Source organism: Enterococcus sp. DIV0421, from assembly GCF_051713745.1.
GTDB lineage: Bacteria > Bacillota > Bacilli > Lactobacillales > Enterococcaceae > Enterococcus_D > Enterococcus_D casseliflavus.
This window is the reverse complement of sequence record NZ_JBIOQM010000002.1, coordinates 898,514-914,625: the sequence shown is the minus strand read 5'-3', so window position 1 is coordinate 914,625 and position 16,112 is coordinate 898,514. Positions and strand designations below refer to the sequence as shown.

Below are 16,112 nucleotides of genomic sequence, written 5' to 3'. Positions count from 1 at the left end.
AATCACTGAAGAAACTTCAGCGATCTTCTGCGACAAAGGAACTAATAATAGGCATGACAAATCGGTATGCTGCTTTTTGCACCATACAACAACAACAGGTAGTTTGTGTGTTGACGTTTGTCATGTCTTGTTCCCTCCTTTAATTTGCTTGTTATCAAAATAGCACGACTCTTTTTTATTGTCAAACGTTTTTTGAAATCACCGAGCACACATTGATGATCTTTAATAAAATAACATCATAGAGGATAGTAAGCACTCACATAGGCATCCACGGCTTTGATCGCTGCTGCAACATCTTCTGCAGAAACCGGAAATGGCATATTGTGGATCGTTTCCCCTTCGATGGTTGCTTGCTCGCCAATTTTTAATAGGTCTGCATCGCTGGCTTCCGCAAGATGCATGTCGGATAATGTCGTCGGTAATTCTAATGCCTGATACAATTCTATATATTGGTCGAGCTCTTCAGGATCTGCATTTTCCAGCATCAATTGAGTGAGTGTTCCGTAAGCAACCTTCTCACCATGGGTCAGATCATGAACGTCTCCTTCAAGGGCTGTCAAGCCATTATGAATCGCATGAGCTGCTGCCAGACCTGCACTTTCAAAGCCTAATCCACTAAGCAAAGTGTTGGCTTCCACGATTTGTTCAAAAGCTTCGGTAACGACTTGTTTTTTATTCGCTTGATAGGCTTTTAAGGCATTCTCAAAAAGGATCTCTTCGCATTTTTCAGCGATCGCCATGCTGGCAATTGGTTGCACCCCGCCGACCATATTTTTACTATGGCTTCGAGCAACAGCACGTGCCTCGACATAGGTTGCGAGTGCATCCGCAATACCAGCGGCTAGCAATTTGGCAGGCGCTTTGGCAATCACAGCGGTATCCACTAAGACAAGTTCAGGATTTTTGTTATAAAAACGATACTTTTCAAAACGACCTTCATCAGTATAAATAACAGAAAGTGCCGAAGTTGGTGCATCAGTGGAGGCAATCGTTGGCAAAACAGCAATCGGTATTTTCAATTCATCCGCAACAGCTTTCCCAGTATCGATGGCTTTCCCACCACCTAATGCGGCAATCACTTCGATTGATTCACTTTTAGCTTTAGAGACGATACGATCGATTTCATTTGCAGAAGCTTCTCCACCAAAAATTTCTTTTACCGGTTCTAACTCGGCTGCTTTCAGATTCTCAAATAGTTCTTCACCGGCAATTTTCCAAACAGTTTCATCGGTCAAAAGAAGCACTTTCTTTCCTAAATCTTTGATATGGGATAACCCATGCTTCAAGACCCCTTTTCCTTGAACGTATCGTGACGGACTCGCAAATATTCTTTCCATTGTATCTCCTCCTTTAATTGGTCTACTTTTATTGTGACACACTAAGCAAGCGATTTCAAAGGAAAAGAAAAAAAGATGGCCAAGAAGATTCGATTCTTGCCCATACTGCACATTTATAGCCATACAAACACTCATGCCCTTATAAAACGGATGGTTTTATAAGGGCATGAGTTGGATTTTTTCATGGTTATTTCTTTTTCCCACCAAAAGCATCTTTCATTTTATCAAAAAATCCTTCTGGTTGTTGTTCGTTCGTTTCATGGCCACTGGCTTTTGCATAAGCCCGCAATGCCTCTTTTTGTTCCTCATTTAAGTTTTTAGGTGTAATCAGCTTCACTTTGACCTGTTGATCGCCATTGCCGCCTCCCCGTAAGCGAGGGGCTCCCTTACCGCGTAAGCGGAAGTTTGTGCCTGTTTGCGTACCAGCTGGAATTTTTAATTTCACATTCCCATGAACCGTTGGTACATTGACTTCGTCGCCTAAAGCAGCTTGGACAAAGTTTAACGGCAGTTCGTAATAAATTTCCGACCCATCACGGTCAAAAATATCACTTTCTTCCACTCGGAAAACAACGTACAGATCACCATAAGGACCACCATTGGTGCCAGCTTCTCCTTGACCAGACAAGCGCATTTGTTGTCCATCTTCGACACCTGCAGGTACGTTGACTTTCACACTGTGTTTTTTCTTTTCATGGCCAGTACCATGACATGTTGTACATGGTTCTTTGATTTCTTTCCCAGTTCCATGACAAACATCACAGGTTTGACGGCTCATCACACGACCAAGCGGTGTTTGACGTTCAACATTGATGGTACCTGCACCATGACATTTATGACAGGTTTCTGGTGAAGTACCTGGTTTTGCCCCGTTCCCACCGCAGGTATGACAGGTTTCTTCACGATTGTATTGAACAGTTTTTTCCACTCCGAAAATCGCTTCTTCAAAGGAAAGATCAACCGCATATTGCAAGTCCGCTCCTTGTCGAGGTGCATTAGGATTGGCTGCTCTGCCGCCTCCACCACCGAAAAACGATTCGAAAATGTCTTCAAATCCACCAAAACCGCCACCGGAGAATCCGCCACTGTTAAAGCCGCCGAATCCACCGCCATAACCGCCTCCGTAGTTCGGATCGGTACCAGCATGACCATACTGGTCATAAGCAGCTCTTTTTTGGGAATCACTTAATATTTCATAGGCCTCAGAAATCTCTTTAAACTTTGCTTCTGCATCAGGTTCTTTATTGATGTCTGGATGATATTGTTTTGAAAGCTTACGATAAGCTTTTTTGATTTCGTCATCCGAAGCCCCTTTTTGTAGACCTAAGACCTCATAATAATCTCTTTTGTCTGCCATTGGCTTCCCTCCACTATATTCTTGCGTCTCTCGTATTTTAGCATATAATTCGCTCTAGAAAAATACGTTTCGCAAATTCATAAGAAAAAGCCAAAGCGGTGACTTTGGCTTTTTCACAAACAGCGATTATTTATCGTCACCGTCTACTTCTTCAAAGTCGGCGTCAACCACATCGTCTGCGCCGCCTTGTGCAGCTTCTGGATTTTCTTGTGCTTGTTGTTGTGCTGCTTGTTCGTATAATTTAACAGTTAAGTTTTGTACGATTTCATTCAAAGCATCACGTTTCGTTTTCATTTCTTCTAAGTTGTTTGCTTCAAGTGCAGCTTTCAACTCATCACGAGCTTCTTCCGCTTTTTTGACTTCGTCTGCATCCACTTTGCCTTCAAGCTCTTTCAATGTTTTATCAACAGTGAACAACAAAGCATCGACGTCATTGCGTAGATCAACTTCTTCTTTGCGTTGTTTGTCGGCTTCAGCGTTTGCTTCAGCATCTTTTACCATGCGTTCGATTTCTTCATCTGATAAACCTGAAGATGATTTGATCGTGATTTTTTGTTCTTTTTGTGTACCTAAATCTTTTGCAGAAACATTGACGATCCCATTTTTATCGATATCAAATGTTACTTCGATTTGAGGAATGCCACGAGGTGCTGGTGGAATATCCGTCAATTGGAATCTACCTAATGTTTTGTTGTCAGCTGCCATTGGGCGTTCTCCTTGCAAGACATGGATATCAACGGCTGGTTGATTGTCTGCTGCAGTTGAGAAGACTTGTGATTTACTTGTAGGGATCGTTGTGTTACGATCGATCAGTTTTGTGAAGACGGCACCCATTGTTTCGATACCTAATGATAATGGTGTAACGTCTAGTAAGACGACATCTTTCACATCACCTGTGATCACGCCACCTTGGATCGCAGCACCCATCGCTACCACTTCATCTGGGTTTACTGATTTGTTTGGTTCTTTATTGGTTTCTTTACGAACAGCATCAACTACTGCTGGAATACGTGTTGAACCACCAACTAAGATGACTTCATCGATTTCTGATTGTGATAAGCCAGCATCTTTCAAAGCTTGGCGTACTGGAATTTTTGTCCGTTCGACTAGGTCTGCGGTCAATTCATCGAATTTCGCACGAGTCAAGGTCATTTCCAAGTGCAATGGTCCAGCATCACCAGCTGTGATAAATGGCAAGCTGATTTGAGTACTTGTTACACCTGACAAGTCTTTTTTCGCTTTTTCAGCAGCATCTTTCAAACGTTGCAAGGCCATTTTGTCTTTTCCAAGATCAATGCCGTTTTCTTTTTTGAATTCTGCTACCATGTGATCGATGATTTTGTTATCAAAGTCATCCCCACCTAGGTTGTTGTCCCCAGCAGTTGATAATACGTCAAAGACGCCATCCCCTAATTCAAGGATCGATACGTCGAAAGTACCGCCACCTAAGTCAAAGACTAGGATTTTTTCATCTTTATCTGTTTTGTCTAACCCATAAGCTAAAGCTGCAGCAGTTGGTTCGTTGACGATCCGTTCTACTTCAAGACCGGCAATTTTACCAGCATCTTTGGTTGCTTGACGTTGTGCATCGTTGAAGTATGCAGGAACAGTAATGACTGCTTTTTCAACTTTTTCACCTAAATAGTCTTCAGCAAATCCTTTGATGTATTGAAGAACCATTGCGGAAACTTCTTGTGGTGTATAGGATTTGCCTTCAACTTCTACTTTGTATCCAGCTTCACCCATATGGCGTTTAATAGAAGAAATCGTATTCGGGTTTGTTACTGCTTGGCGTTTTGCAACTTCCCCTACTTGGATCTCACCGTTTTTGAATGAGACAACAGAAGGTGTGGTACGGTTTCCTTCTGGATTCGTAATGATTTTTGCTTCGCCGCCTTCAAGGACAGCAACAGCTGAGTTTGTTGTTCCTAAGTCGATACCGATAATTTTACTCATAAGTAATACACTCCCTTTTTTAATTTAAACATCTACTTATAGATAGAAAGAACTATTGTGCAACGATGACCATGCTTGCACGCAAGACACGATCATGCAATTTATACCCTTTTTGCAAGACAGTAACGATTGTGTCTGCCGGTGTTTCATCAGAGGCAGGTACAGTCTGCACCGCTTGATGCAAGTTCGGATCGAACATTGCACCTTCAGCAGGAATCTCTTCGATTCCCTCTTCTTTTAAGGCTTGACGCAGACTTTCAAGAACCATTTCAACGCCTTTTTTCAAATTCGCAGCTTGGTCTTGATCGACATCTGCTGCCATCGCTCGTTCCAAATTGTCGATTGCTGGCAACAGTTTTTTGCCAAGATCTTGCGAGCGGTATTTTTGTAAAAGTTCCCGCTCGTTGCGGTTACGTGAAGTGATATTTGCGATCTCTGCACGAGCACGCAGGAATTGATCTTCCAATTCGTTATTCTTTTCTTGCAAAAGTTCCAATTCGCTTTTTTCCACTGCTTCTTCCTCTGGTTGAGGAGTCTGTGCTTCAGTTTCAGTTGATTCATTTGAAGATTCAGTTGTTTCTGCGGTTTCTTCAGCAGTTTTATCTAATTCTTCATCTAAACGCTCTTCTTTTTCCGTCACGTTTCAACCATCCCTTCTACGATTTGTTTCATTGCCGCTTATTCATTGGCAGCGTCTAATGCGCGATAATAATCGGCCAATTTTTTTGCTAACTCGCCTCGAAAAACTTCCATCAATCCAAACATCCGTGAATACGGCATACTTGATGGACCTAATAAAGCGATCGTTCCTTGTCCATGACCTTCGATTTCATAGCTGGCTTGGATCAAACTCATATTTTGTAACAAGTCGTTGCCAAGCTCAGAGCCGATTCTGATTTGAATCGCAGAATCTCTTGGCGCCAGCAGCTGTGTCAGCTGATCTGCGTTTTTCATAAATGAATACATCGATTTGAACTGACTAACATCTTGCGTCGGTTCAAAATCCAGAAGATTCATTCGCCCGCCGACGAAGATTTTTTCTTCAAAAATATGGCTCAGCATCGTATCAAAGAGATCAACGATTCCGTCAGTCGTTTGAAAATACTTATGCAGAATCATAGGAATCTCGGTTCTTAATCGATGGTAGACCGTCATTAGAGGTTCACCGATCAATTTGTCGTTGATGATCCTTACCATTTTTTCCAAATCTTCGCTGCTCATCGATTCAGGAAGAGTAAAGACTTGATTTTCGACATTTCCTTTATCCGTCACGATGATCGCGATGATCTGTCGTGCATTCAAAGGGACGATTCGAAAGCCCGTCAATTTCCTTTCCTTCATATCTGGTCCGAGAGACAACGCTGTATAGCTAGTCAAGTTGGACAAGATCGTGGCAGACTGCTGGATGATTTCATTGATTTCATGAAAATCTTTTCCAAAAGAATGACGAATGGTTTGAATTTCGTTTTGGTCAACTTCAGATGGCTTCAATAAGTGATCAACGTAATAGCGATACCCTTTTATTGATGGCACACGCCCTGAAGATGAATGTGTTTTTAGCAGAAGTCCAGCTTCTTCCAGCGCCTTCATCTCATTACGAATGGTGGCAGAGCTAGCTTCAACCCCATCTTCCATCAATCGCTTCGAGCCCGTGGGCTGACCAGTATTCGTATAGTTTTGGATGATGAGGTGTAAAATCATTTGTTGTCTAGGTGTCAACATTTTATCCACTCCTCCGTTAGCACTCATTCCTATTAAGTGCTAACACGATTATAAATATACCATATTTGCTAGGAATGTCAAGTATTTGCATCACTTTTTTAGCACTCTTTCTAAGAGAGTGCTAAAAAAAGAAATCAAAAAAAGAAGCAGCGCGAAATGGCTACTTCTCTTCCTTGTTCTTTCTTATTTTTCTCCATCCAAGAGAAATGCTTCAAACACTTCGTTGCCAATGAACATCCCAGCTTTCGTTAAAAAGACACGATCACCTTGACTAGCCAACCAGCCTTTTTGAATCAACTGTTCGCTAGTTGAACCATAGATTTCCTGAAAAGACTTCCCGAATTTTTCTGCAAAGCGTATTTTTGAAATGCCAGCCTTTTTACGAAGGCCTAAAAACAGTTCCTCTTCCATTTGATTACTGGTTGTCAATTCTTCAGTTTCATGGATTGGCAATTGATTTTCCTGTAATGGTTTCAAATAATGCTGGATTGGACCTTTATTCTTGTAGCGGGTCTGTCCAAGATACCCGCTGGCGCCTGCCCCAAAGCCAAAATAATGTTCATTGTTCCAATACACTAGATTATGCAAGGACTCATACCCTGGTCGTGCAAAATTACTGATTTCATATTGATTCAAGCCAGCTTTTGTCATCGCAGCGATCGCCTCATCAAACATCTGCGTTTCAGCTTCTTGAGAAGGCAGCGCCATTCTCCCTTGGCGAACCCAGTTCATAAACATGGTTTTGTTTTCTAAAATCAAGGAATACATCGCATAGTGAGGCAACCCGAGATCAATCGCTCGCGTCAGTGTATCACGGAAGCTTTCTATGCTTTGTCCCGGAAGTGCATAAATCAAATCGATCGTCACATTCTGAAAATCATGTTTTTCCAGCAGCTGAATGGTTGAATAAACATCTTCAGCGGTATGCTTGCGGCCAATTTTTTTAAGCAAGCGATTATCAAAGGTTTGGACCCCCATCGACAAGCGATTGACTTGATGATTTTTCAAAACCAGCATTTTTTCTTCACTCAAATCACCAGGATTTGCTTCCACGGTAAACTCTTTGGTTGTGTGGGTCGGCAGCAATTCATGCACACCTGAAAGCAATCGATCCAGCTGGTTCGCCGAAAGCGACGTTGGCGTCCCGCCGCCGATATAAATTGTTTCCGCCTCATTGATAGGCTGACGCAAGAGGGTCAGCTCAATTTCTTTTAATAACGCTTCGATGTACTCATCCACTGGCTGCCCTTCTAAAAACACTTTGTTGAAGTCACAGTAATAGCAGATATGTTCACAGAATGGTATATGTATATACGCAGAAATATTTTGCGCGCTTTTTGTAGATGGATCGTTTATTGTTTGACCTTCAGGCATTCCTAAGTGATTCTCCTCTATCTTCTTTTTACTCCCATCGCTGAGAGCATCGGCACTCATTGTAGCATAGTTCTTAGAATTCTCCTATCACTTGGACTATTTTGGGCAAGAAAAAACACCACTTCCAAGAAGTGATGTCTTCAAATAGTCATAGCAAAAATTAAGAGCACTACTCTTATTAAGTACGGTAAAATACCGCTTTTGTTCTTATCCCACCCAGAAAAAAATCTGTTTGTTACAAGAACTAACACTTCCCCCAAACTGTTAGCGCCACAATAGATAAGCTGTTGCTGACGGCTTACTTAACAAGAGCAGGACTCTTATTCTTGAAAGACAATTGCTTGTCTTATCTGACTTAAGTATACCTTTTTTAAAAAATTAAGTCCTATCATCTTTTTCACCAGTCTATGAAAACGATGAGAATCATCCCCTTGGCGACCGTTATAGAATGTGCAGCAAAATATCGATCAGATAGCGGATCAACCGATACGCAATAAATAAGAAGAAAATATTTCCCAGCAAGAATTGAAAAACATTGCCGATCGATCCCTTAAAGGAGCGAAAGCTGAAATAACGCGACCAACGATTGAACCCGTTTTGGCGATTTCGTTTCAAACGATACGCTTCATCATACTTCATTTCCAAGAGGTCATAGTAAAAAATCATCAAGGGTTGTTGCACAAAGAAAACTTTTTTATAGCCTGCCATCAACGTGTACTGCTTATTATTGGAAGGGAAGTTGCGATTGCCGTTTTTCTTCACGCGCATCGTTGTTCCATCGTTCATTGGGAACGCATAATGATCCTCGAATTCTGTCAGTTGATGAATTTGCGGCACCTGATTTTCTTCTTCAAAAGCACGTACGACCTCACTCGCTTTCTGAGAAAGTGAAACCAGCCACGCCATCATCCCTAGCAAAATACCTAGCAAGATGATATTTAAAAGCAAACTTTCTTGTAACAAAAATAAATAACCTAAGATAATCAAAATCGCCACACCTAGGGCAATCATTCTTCTACGGAAATAACTGCGATACATCAATTCAAAAGAGCGCCGATAATAGGCAAAATCTTCTTTTACAAAATCCATTTTTTCCACATCTTTCTGCGTTTAGGTTGCTGATAATGTATCAAAGATCCTTTTGAAAGTCAATTTACCGAAAAAGTTTCAGCGTCTGATTTGTTTCAAACAAGAAAACGTTTTATAATGGAAGATGTAACAAAAAAAAGCGATGAAAGTAGGTTGAGATACGTGATATTACAAGAAACATTTACCTTGCAGAACAAACTGACGATTCCTAAGATTGGCCTTGGAACCTGGCAATCTTCTCCAGAAGATGCTTACAACGCCACAAAATTTGCCATTCAAAACGGTTATCGACATGTCGATACAGCGGCAGCTTACAAAAACGAAGAAGCGGTTGGGAAAGCTGTGCGCGATTCAGGCGTTGCCCGCGAAGAAATTTTTGTTACCACGAAAGTACCTGCTGAGTTGAAGACCTATCAAGAAGCGGTTGATAGCATTGATGCTTCTCTAAAAAAACTTGACTTAGGGTATATCGATTTGATTTTGATCCACGCTCCTCGTCCTTGGAAAATCATGGGAAACAATCCAGAAAACAAAGATTTTCATCTTGAAAACATCGATGTTTGGAAAGCACTAGAAGAAGCCTACTTAAGTGGGAAAGTAAAATCAATTGGTGTTTCCAACTTCGATCAAAAAGATTTACAGAATATTTTTGATCATTGCGATGTGAAACCGATGGTCAACCAGTTTGTTTACCATATTGGACGTACAAATGAAGAGTTATTGGCATTTTGTAAAGACCACGAAATTTTAGTGGAAGGCTATTCTCCAATCGCCACTGGTCGTTTACTCGATAACGATGCAGTGAAGACGATTGCGGAAGCTTATGGAAAATCTATTCCACAACTTTCAATTCGTTACTTGCTACAAAAAGACATTCTGCCATTGCCAAAATCCGTTCATGAAGAATACATTGCTGACAATGCTAAAGTTGACTTTGAAATTTCTGAAGAAGACATGAAGAAATTGGATGAGCTGCAAGCTTAAGAATGCTTGCGTTTAATTGAAAAAAGCAGTCCGATCAAGTCCAGTAAATACTGGTCATGGATCGGGCTGCTTATTTTCTTCTACAACTCTGTTTAGAAAAACAACCATTTCTTAGTTTGTCAAAGCTAGAATCTTCTTATGTTAGTTGCTCAAAGGTACCCCACACTTTTACTTCTTGTTTTTCTACCATCGTTCTGCCTTTCGCTAGAACCGTTTCTACTGTTAATGTTTCTTTGTTCAGCAAACAAATATCAGCATCCATCCCTGCTGCAAGACGTCCCTTTTGATCAAGCTTCAATACTTTCGCTGGATTAGAAGTGATTGCTCGAATGGCGATCTCCAATGGAATCTGCTCTTTTTGGACTGCTTCTTTAATGCCTACCATCAAGGCTCGCGAACTACCGACACCCAGACCTATGAATTGATTGTTTTCATCAAAGTACGGGAGGCTACCTTGCCCATCAGAGGTCATGGTAAATTGATCCAGCCCGATCCCTTCTGCTAACAAACGCTTCAATCCTTTACTGAAGCGAACCTCATCGTCTTCTTTTTCCCAGAAATCAGGATCCTCACTCGCCGTAAAATCAATCGTTCCACCCATTTTTGCAAAAGCAATACTTGCTTCGAAAAGCTCGCTGGTCCGATTGGCATGTGTCGGTAAAAATTGGCTGATTGGAATCTCTGTTTCTTCGATGGTTCGTAAAAGTAGCTCATATTTTCTCTTTCCTCCACCTAAGTGGACGTTTACGATGCCTGCTTTTCCAGAAAGCATCCCACCAACACGGGCATCCGCCACCGCGCGGGTAAATTCTTCGAAACTCGGTTGTGAAGAACGATGGTCAGAAACGGCAATTTCACCGATACCAATGATTTTGTCAATAGTCAAAAAATCTTGAATGATAGAATCGGTGACCGGAGTCAATGGCAATCGATAAGAACCGTCATACAAGTACGTCGTGATGCCTTCTGCCTCTAGTCCACGGGCCTTACTGATCAAGGCAGTCATATCTCTGCCTACTCCGTCAGTACCCAAACACCCAACCACTGTCGTTACCCCCGCTGAGGTCAGCTGAGACAATTTCACTTCTGGTGTCCGGTTCTGAAAGCCGCCTTCCCCGCCACCTCCTAAGATATGAAAGTGGCAGTCAATAAAGCCGGGAACAGCAAGTAACCCTGTGCCATCGATTTCTTCAAGAGGAACCCCTGAGAATCCTCCTTCGATCGAATCTTCAATAGCAATGATCTTGTCTTCGCTTAAAAGAATATCTTTTTTTCCTAAATAGTCAGGCGCATAAACCTCCGCTTGTCGTATCACCTTCATGAGTGCTTCCTCCTCGTGTCTGATTGCTTCTTATTGCAAGCCGATCGCGACTGCAATAAAGATGAAGATCGTTCCTAATACAAATAAGAACCCTTGCATTTTGATCTGGAATTTCGCCCATTTCACCCATTCGATTCTTGCGACACCTAGCACACCGATCAGACTTGCCGATACTGGAGTGAAGGCATCCATGAAGCCTGAGCCTAATTGATAAGCCAATACAGCGATCTGTCTTGAAACACCTAAAAGATCAGCTAATGGCGCCATGATCGGCATGGTCAATGCAGCCTGACCTGAATTGGAGGTCACGATCAAATTGAAGAAGCTTTGGAAAATGTACATGAACCATGCCCCAATAAATGCTGGAACATTGCTTAACAAACCACCGATGCTGTGCAAAATCGTATTCAAGGCTGACGGCACGTTGGCATCAGAACCGCCGAGAACCAGAAGAATCCCTTTGGCCATCCCTACAACGATTGCAGTTCCTGCCAATTCTGAGGCACCAGATTGAAAGGCACTCGCCACATCATTCAAGCCCATATTTTCTAATTTGAAAAGAACCGCTATGATTCCTGCCCCTAAGCCCATAACAAAGAATTGAGAAGCAATCTCGGGAATATAGTAGCCTTTCTGCGTCACACCCCATACGATCCAGATCAAAACCACCAGCATTTCAACCAAGATCAATTTATGACCTAATAAAAATGGTTTTTGCTCACTGGAGGTTTTTTCAAGATGATTTCTAAAATACGCATCCGATTGATACGTTAGCGATTTCTCAGGATTCTTGCGAATTCTTTCGGCATAGATCATTAGGTACCCTGCGGATAGTGCGGTAACCACGACCCACATGATGATTCGGAACGTTGCGCCTGAAAGAACGGGAATACCTGCGATCCCTTGAGCTACTGCCACACTAAATGGACTCATCCACGAGGTGGCATTTCCAATCTGAGAGGCGACATAGGTGACGGTGACCGCCACGATCGAATCATACCCCAATGCGATCACGAAAGGCACCATGACCATCGAAAACGGAATGACTTCTTCTGCCATCCCAAAGGTAGCGCCCCCAAATGAAAAAGCAAAGAACAACAGCGGCAATGCCAAGCGTTCTAATCCACGAGTTTTGCTGATAAATGCAAAGATCCCCGCATCAATCGCTCCGGTTTGCATGATAATACCAAACGCACCACCGACCACTAGGATCAGTGCTGCGATCCCAACTGCTGAGCCGTATTTATCACCAGAAACCAATCCTTCAAAAACAAAATTTAAGAAGCCGAAACCGTTAAAGTCATCAGTTCCCCAAACCTTGGCTGTTTTGTGCAGTTTTTCAGAAGTATCATACATTTTTTCGCCGTAAAGACTGTAAAGCGTGTCATCGGTCAGTCCCACCTCATCTAATTGACTCTGGGACAACTCTTTAGGCCCTTCAGCTAGAACAGCTGCTAAAGCCTCAGGATCGACATCTAATTCTTCCAACTCTTGTGGATCGTCTTCCAATTGATTCAACTGTTGATAGACGTATTCGTTATCTAACGGGTAGGCATAACGAAACGAATCTTGCATCAAGACCGTTCTGGTACTTATTTCCCCATTTGCATCGGTATACTCGATTTCTTGTGTACTGAATTTCCCAGCGGGAACTAAGAAAGTCAGCAACCACGCCAACAATACGACCCCAAAGATGATGACATACGTATGAGGCGTTTTCATTTTAGTTAAATCTTTCTTTTCTTTCCCCTTTTTTGCTTTTTTTCCAATTGTCACTTTTTCTCTCCCTTTCCCTTTGCAGCATTCTGCATAAATTATCATTTTTGCCTATTTTTTAGTATATCGAAAAAACGTTTTTTCCTCATGGGGAAAGCATTAGAATTCAAATAAACTACGTTATAAAAAGAAAGAAAAAGAAAAAGTGAAAAGAAGCCAGAAACGCTTCTTTTCACTACGAATGACTAGTTTTCTTCAGAAAGCCCATCAAAATAAGCTTCAGTGTCTCGTTCATCTTGCTTTAATTGCTCGATCAACGCTTGTGCGCCATTGAAAGCGACTTGATCACGTAAGAAATGATGCCAACGGATCGCCACGGTTTCACCATAGATATCTTGGTGAAAATCGAGAATATAAATCTCTACTGTTAACTGGCGACCTTGACCAAACGTATCATTGTGACCAATCGATCCCATCGATGGATACCACTTGTCACCAACTTTGATTTCCGTCACATAGACGCCTTCTTTTGGCAACCGAACGGTGCTCTTCACTTTGATATTTGCGGTTGGAAACCCAAGTTCTCGTCCTCTAGCATCACCGTGAACGACGGTTCCTTCAAATTCATAAATATACCCTAACAAGCGATTGACTTGCGCCATATCACCATTTTGTAGTGCAGAGCGAATGCGTGTGGAGCTGACCTTTTCCTCATGAAACGATTCTTGCGCGACAGTCACGACTTCAAAACGTCCTTCTGCATAGGTTGGCAAAAGCGCCATGTTGGCTATCTCTTTCTTGCCATAGGTATAGTCAAAACCTGCAACAACAACTTTTGCATGCAGACCGATCATGTATTCATCCACAAACACCTGTGGTGCCAGATTTGCAAAAGCAGAAGTAAACTCAATGATATAAAGAATATCTACTCCAAGCTTTTCCATATGCGCTTCCTTTTGAGCCAAGCTGGTCAGGTATTGCATTTTTTCAGGATCGACTTTTTGAAAAACGATCGAGGGATGTTGATTAAAGGTCATTAATGCCAATTTTAACCCTTTTTCTTCTGCGATCTTTCGTCCTGTTTCAATGACTTTCTGATGACCTAGATGTACGCCATCGAAAAAGCCTAACACTAAGACGATCTCCTCATCAGGAATCGCTGCGTGATCATAAGGGTGTCTTATTTCAATGATTTCCATATTCATTCTCCTATTTCTGTACGGATGACTTTTACCGGTTTCATCATATCTTGGTATTTGTCATGAGCTTTATAGATACTGATCAATTGTTCTCGATAAAAAATCGCCACTAATTCCTCTGGGCGCTCTTGTAATCCAAACACGCTGAAAGGCAAGCGCATGCCATTTTTTACTTTCTGCCAGAGGTCCGCATCGATCGTCACTTGAACAAACTCCGATACCCCATATTCCACCGGTAGCAGTAGTTCCGAAACACGTTGTTCATCGACTGCCTTTTGCACCTCTGCAATCGTGTAAGATTGTTCTTTAGAAAAACCACCGCTTTTTAAGCGAGTCAAATCAGACATATGCGCGGGTACACCCAGCAATTTCCCTGTGTCGACCGCTAACGTGCGAACATAAGTCCCTTTTCCACAAGAAACTTCAAAACGCCAGCTTTGCGTATTGTCCTCATGAAAAACCGGCTCTGAAATTCGTTTGAAGGAATAAATTTCTGCTTTGCGCTGTGGTCGCTCGACAGTTTCATTGTTGCGAGCATATTCGTAAAGTCGTTTGCCATTGACTTTGACCGCCGAATACATCGGCGGGATCTGGGTAATCGTCCCCGTCAACTGTTTCATTGCCTGATCGATTTCTGTCTTCGTAAACGGACGAGTTAGTGCTTGTTGTTCAACGATATCCCCAGATCGATCTTCTGTAGTGGTACTGAAGCCCAAGGTGATTTCCCCGGTGTAGACTTTTCCAGAATCAACCAAGTATTCGACGATCTTCGTTCCTTTTCCGATACAAATGGGCAAGACACCATCCACGTCAGGATCTAGTGTGCCGCTGTGTCCGATTTTTTTTGTCTTTAATATTTTTCGTAATTTAAACACGCAGTCGTGACTTGTTTGTCCACGCTCTTTCCATAATGGTAAAATCCCGTCCATCGTATTCCTCCATTTCACTTCAACTTGCTTATTATAACATATAAAAAAAATTCATTGCACGACAAAATCCTTTTCGCTCTTTCTCATTACATGATAAACTAAGCATATAAGGAGGTCCTAAAATGGTTGTTTTAACGATAGGGTCATTTATTGGATTTGCCATTTTTTTGATCATGATTCAGCTCGGCACGATGCAGCGTTGGGAAGAAGCGTTTGCTTTGCAAATCATCCAAAGCCGTACGCCCTCTTTGACGCGCATGATGCACTTTTTTACCAATTTAGGAAAAGCCTTTCCGACAGTTGCGATCGCTTTACTGTTGTTTGCCTTTCCATCATCGCGGGCGGATCTTGCACCAAAAACAGCAGTCAGTATCTTCATAGTATCAGCAGCTGCTTACTTGATCAAACGAATCGTCCGACGAGATCGTCCTATTGATCATCGTTTAGTTGAAGAAAAAGATCACAGCTTTCCTAGTGCTCATGCTGCCACATCCGCTGCCATGTATGGAACGATCGCCTTGAATCTTGGACAATTGGTTCCCTCAGCTGTCATCCCGATGACCTTACTGGCAATTTTGCTTAGCTTTATGATTGGCTTTAGCAGAGTCTACTTAGGAATCCATTTTTTAACAGATGTGATCGGTGGTTGGCTCTTAGGGGCAGGTGTTGCTGGACTGGTTACTTTACTGATGAATTCCTGATGCTTTTTCCAAATAAAAAAGAACAGCTTCGACTGGAAGCTGTTCTTTTTTTTATTCTTCTGAGTGCAATGCGCGAATCATTTCATCAATTTTATTCCCGTATTGTACAGATTCATCCAACTCGAATTGGATTTCTGGAACTTTGTAGAGCGTTAGCGCTTGGCCTAGTTCACGACGAACCAACCCAGTTGCTTTTTCCAGTCCTGCTTGGGCTTTTTGCTTATCTGAAGCCAAGTCCGTCAAGGTGCTGTAAAAGATCGTTGCTTGCTGCAAATCTCCAGTTACTCGTACATCTGTGATCGTCACATCTTGCACGCGAGGATCACGAACTTTTTTACGAAGAATTTGATTGACTTCTTTTAAGATTTCTTGCGCCACTCGGCGATCTCGATAGTTAGCCATTCAAAAAGCCTCCTTGTATAGTTGT

General features: G+C 42.1%; 14 protein-coding genes. 2 read left to right on the top strand and 12 right to left on the bottom strand.

Annotated elements, in window-relative coordinates; genetic code table 11:
- Positions 1-236: 236 nt before the first annotated feature.
- The 7 genes from IGI96_RS15480 to IGI96_RS15450 form a co-directional block, all read right to left on the bottom strand.
- A complete protein-coding gene (locus IGI96_RS15480; RefSeq protein ID WP_034857973.1) occupies positions 237-1,337 on the bottom strand; it encodes a glycerol dehydrogenase in 1,101 nt (366 codons plus the stop codon).
- A gap of 187 nt (positions 1,338-1,524) precedes the next feature.
- A complete protein-coding gene (gene dnaJ / locus IGI96_RS15475; RefSeq protein WP_005225937.1) occupies positions 1,525-2,694 on the bottom strand; it encodes a molecular chaperone DnaJ in 1,170 nt (389 codons plus the stop codon).
- A gap of 126 nt (positions 2,695-2,820) precedes the next feature.
- Positions 2,821-4,650: a molecular chaperone DnaK gene (gene dnaK, locus IGI96_RS15470; RefSeq protein ID WP_005225936.1), complete on the bottom strand. Its 1,830-nt coding sequence runs from the start codon at positions 4,648-4,650 to the stop codon at positions 2,821-2,823.
- 52 nt (positions 4,651-4,702) lie between these two features.
- The gene (gene grpE, locus IGI96_RS15465; RefSeq protein WP_005225935.1) at positions 4,703-5,290 is read right to left on the bottom strand and encodes a nucleotide exchange factor GrpE; all 588 of its coding nucleotides are present in this window, start codon (positions 5,288-5,290) and stop codon (positions 4,703-4,705) included.
- Between the two features lie 38 nt (positions 5,291-5,328).
- Positions 5,329-6,372, bottom strand: coding sequence for a heat-inducible transcriptional repressor HrcA (gene hrcA / locus IGI96_RS15460; RefSeq protein WP_005225934.1), 1,044 nt, complete (start codon positions 6,370-6,372; stop codon positions 5,329-5,331).
- A 183-nt stretch (positions 6,373-6,555) separates the two neighbouring features.
- Positions 6,556-7,746, bottom strand: a complete 1,191-nt coding sequence (gene hemW, locus IGI96_RS15455) for a radical SAM family heme chaperone HemW (protein ID WP_086338284.1) — start codon at positions 7,744-7,746, stop codon at positions 6,556-6,558.
- 441 nt (positions 7,747-8,187) lie between these two features.
- On the bottom strand, positions 8,188-8,835 hold the full coding sequence (locus IGI96_RS15450; protein ID WP_015509594.1) for a hypothetical protein: 648 nt from the start codon (positions 8,833-8,835) through the stop codon (positions 8,188-8,190).
- A gap of 117 nt (positions 8,836-8,952) precedes the next feature.
- Here IGI96_RS15450 and IGI96_RS15445 point away from each other — a divergent pair, with 117 nt between their 5' ends.
- Entirely contained in the window at positions 8,953-9,819 is an 867-nt protein-coding gene (locus IGI96_RS15445) for an aldo/keto reductase (protein WP_086338285.1), read from the top strand.
- Positions 9,820-9,955: 136 nt separating this feature from the next.
- Here IGI96_RS15445 and iadA read toward each other — a convergent pair whose 3' ends face one another.
- The 4 genes from iadA to truB all read right to left on the bottom strand — a co-directional run bounded on the left by iadA (position 9,956) and on the right by truB (position 14,984).
- Positions 9,956-11,140 (bottom strand): beta-aspartyl-peptidase, encoded by a 1,185-nt coding sequence (gene iadA, locus IGI96_RS15440; RefSeq protein WP_086338286.1) that lies wholly within the window; start codon positions 11,138-11,140, stop codon positions 9,956-9,958.
- Between the two features lie 30 nt (positions 11,141-11,170).
- Positions 11,171-12,862 (bottom strand): putative basic amino acid antiporter YfcC, encoded by a 1,692-nt coding sequence (gene yfcC / locus IGI96_RS15435; RefSeq protein ID WP_176323998.1) that lies wholly within the window; start codon positions 12,860-12,862, stop codon positions 11,171-11,173.
- 239 nt (positions 12,863-13,101) lie between these two features.
- A complete protein-coding gene (ribF, locus tag IGI96_RS15430; RefSeq protein WP_176323960.1) occupies positions 13,102-14,055 on the bottom strand; it encodes a riboflavin biosynthesis protein RibF in 954 nt (317 codons plus the stop codon).
- Positions 14,056-14,057: 2 nt separating this feature from the next.
- On the bottom strand, positions 14,058-14,984 hold the full coding sequence (gene truB / locus IGI96_RS15425; protein ID WP_016610162.1) for a tRNA pseudouridine(55) synthase TruB: 927 nt from the start codon (positions 14,982-14,984) through the stop codon (positions 14,058-14,060).
- Positions 14,985-15,106: 122 nt separating this feature from the next.
- Between truB and IGI96_RS15420 the strand changes: the two genes are divergently transcribed.
- Positions 15,107-15,685, top strand: coding sequence for a phosphatase PAP2 family protein (locus IGI96_RS15420; RefSeq protein ID WP_015509588.1), 579 nt, complete (start codon positions 15,107-15,109; stop codon positions 15,683-15,685).
- A 51-nt stretch (positions 15,686-15,736) separates the two neighbouring features.
- Here IGI96_RS15420 and rbfA read toward each other — a convergent pair whose 3' ends face one another.
- On the bottom strand, positions 15,737-16,087 hold the full coding sequence (gene rbfA / locus IGI96_RS15415; RefSeq protein ID WP_005225925.1) for a 30S ribosome-binding factor RbfA: 351 nt from the start codon (positions 16,085-16,087) through the stop codon (positions 15,737-15,739).
- Between the last annotated feature and the right edge of the window lie 25 nt (positions 16,088-16,112).

Coding starts and splice junctions, on each gene's coding strand:
- IGI96_RS15480 (WP_034857973.1), bottom strand. CDS start 1,337: ATGGAAAGAATATTTGCGAGTCCGTCACGATACGTTCAAGGAAAAGGG.
- dnaJ (WP_005225937.1), bottom strand. CDS start 2,694: ATGGCAGACAAAAGAGATTATTATGAGGTCTTAGGTCTACAAAAAGGG.
- dnaK (WP_005225936.1), bottom strand. CDS start 4,650: ATGAGTAAAATTATCGGTATCGACTTAGGAACAACAAACTCAGCTGTT.
- hrcA (WP_005225934.1), bottom strand. CDS start 6,372: ATGTTGACACCTAGACAACAAATGATTTTACACCTCATCATCCAAAAC.
- hemW (WP_086338284.1), bottom strand. CDS start 7,746: ATGCCTGAAGGTCAAACAATAAACGATCCATCTACAAAAAGCGCGCAA.
- IGI96_RS15450 (WP_015509594.1), bottom strand. CDS start 8,835: ATGGATTTTGTAAAAGAAGATTTTGCCTATTATCGGCGCTCTTTTGAA.
- IGI96_RS15445 (WP_086338285.1), top strand. CDS start 8,953: ATGGAAGATGTAACAAAAAAAAGCGATGAAAGTAGGTTGAGATACGTG.
- iadA (WP_086338286.1), bottom strand. CDS start 11,140: ATGAAGGTGATACGACAAGCGGAGGTTTATGCGCCTGACTATTTAGGA.
- yfcC (WP_176323998.1), bottom strand. CDS start 12,862: ATGAAAACGCCTCATACGTATGTCATCATCTTTGGGGTCGTATTGTTG.
- ribF (WP_176323960.1), bottom strand. CDS start 14,055: ATGGAAATCATTGAAATAAGACACCCTTATGATCACGCAGCGATTCCT.
- truB (WP_016610162.1), bottom strand. CDS start 14,984: ATGGACGGGATTTTACCATTATGGAAAGAGCGTGGACAAACAAGTCAC.
- IGI96_RS15420 (WP_015509588.1), top strand. CDS start 15,107: ATGGTTGTTTTAACGATAGGGTCATTTATTGGATTTGCCATTTTTTTG.
- rbfA (WP_005225925.1), bottom strand. CDS start 16,087: ATGGCTAACTATCGAGATCGCCGAGTGGCGCAAGAAATCTTAAAAGAA.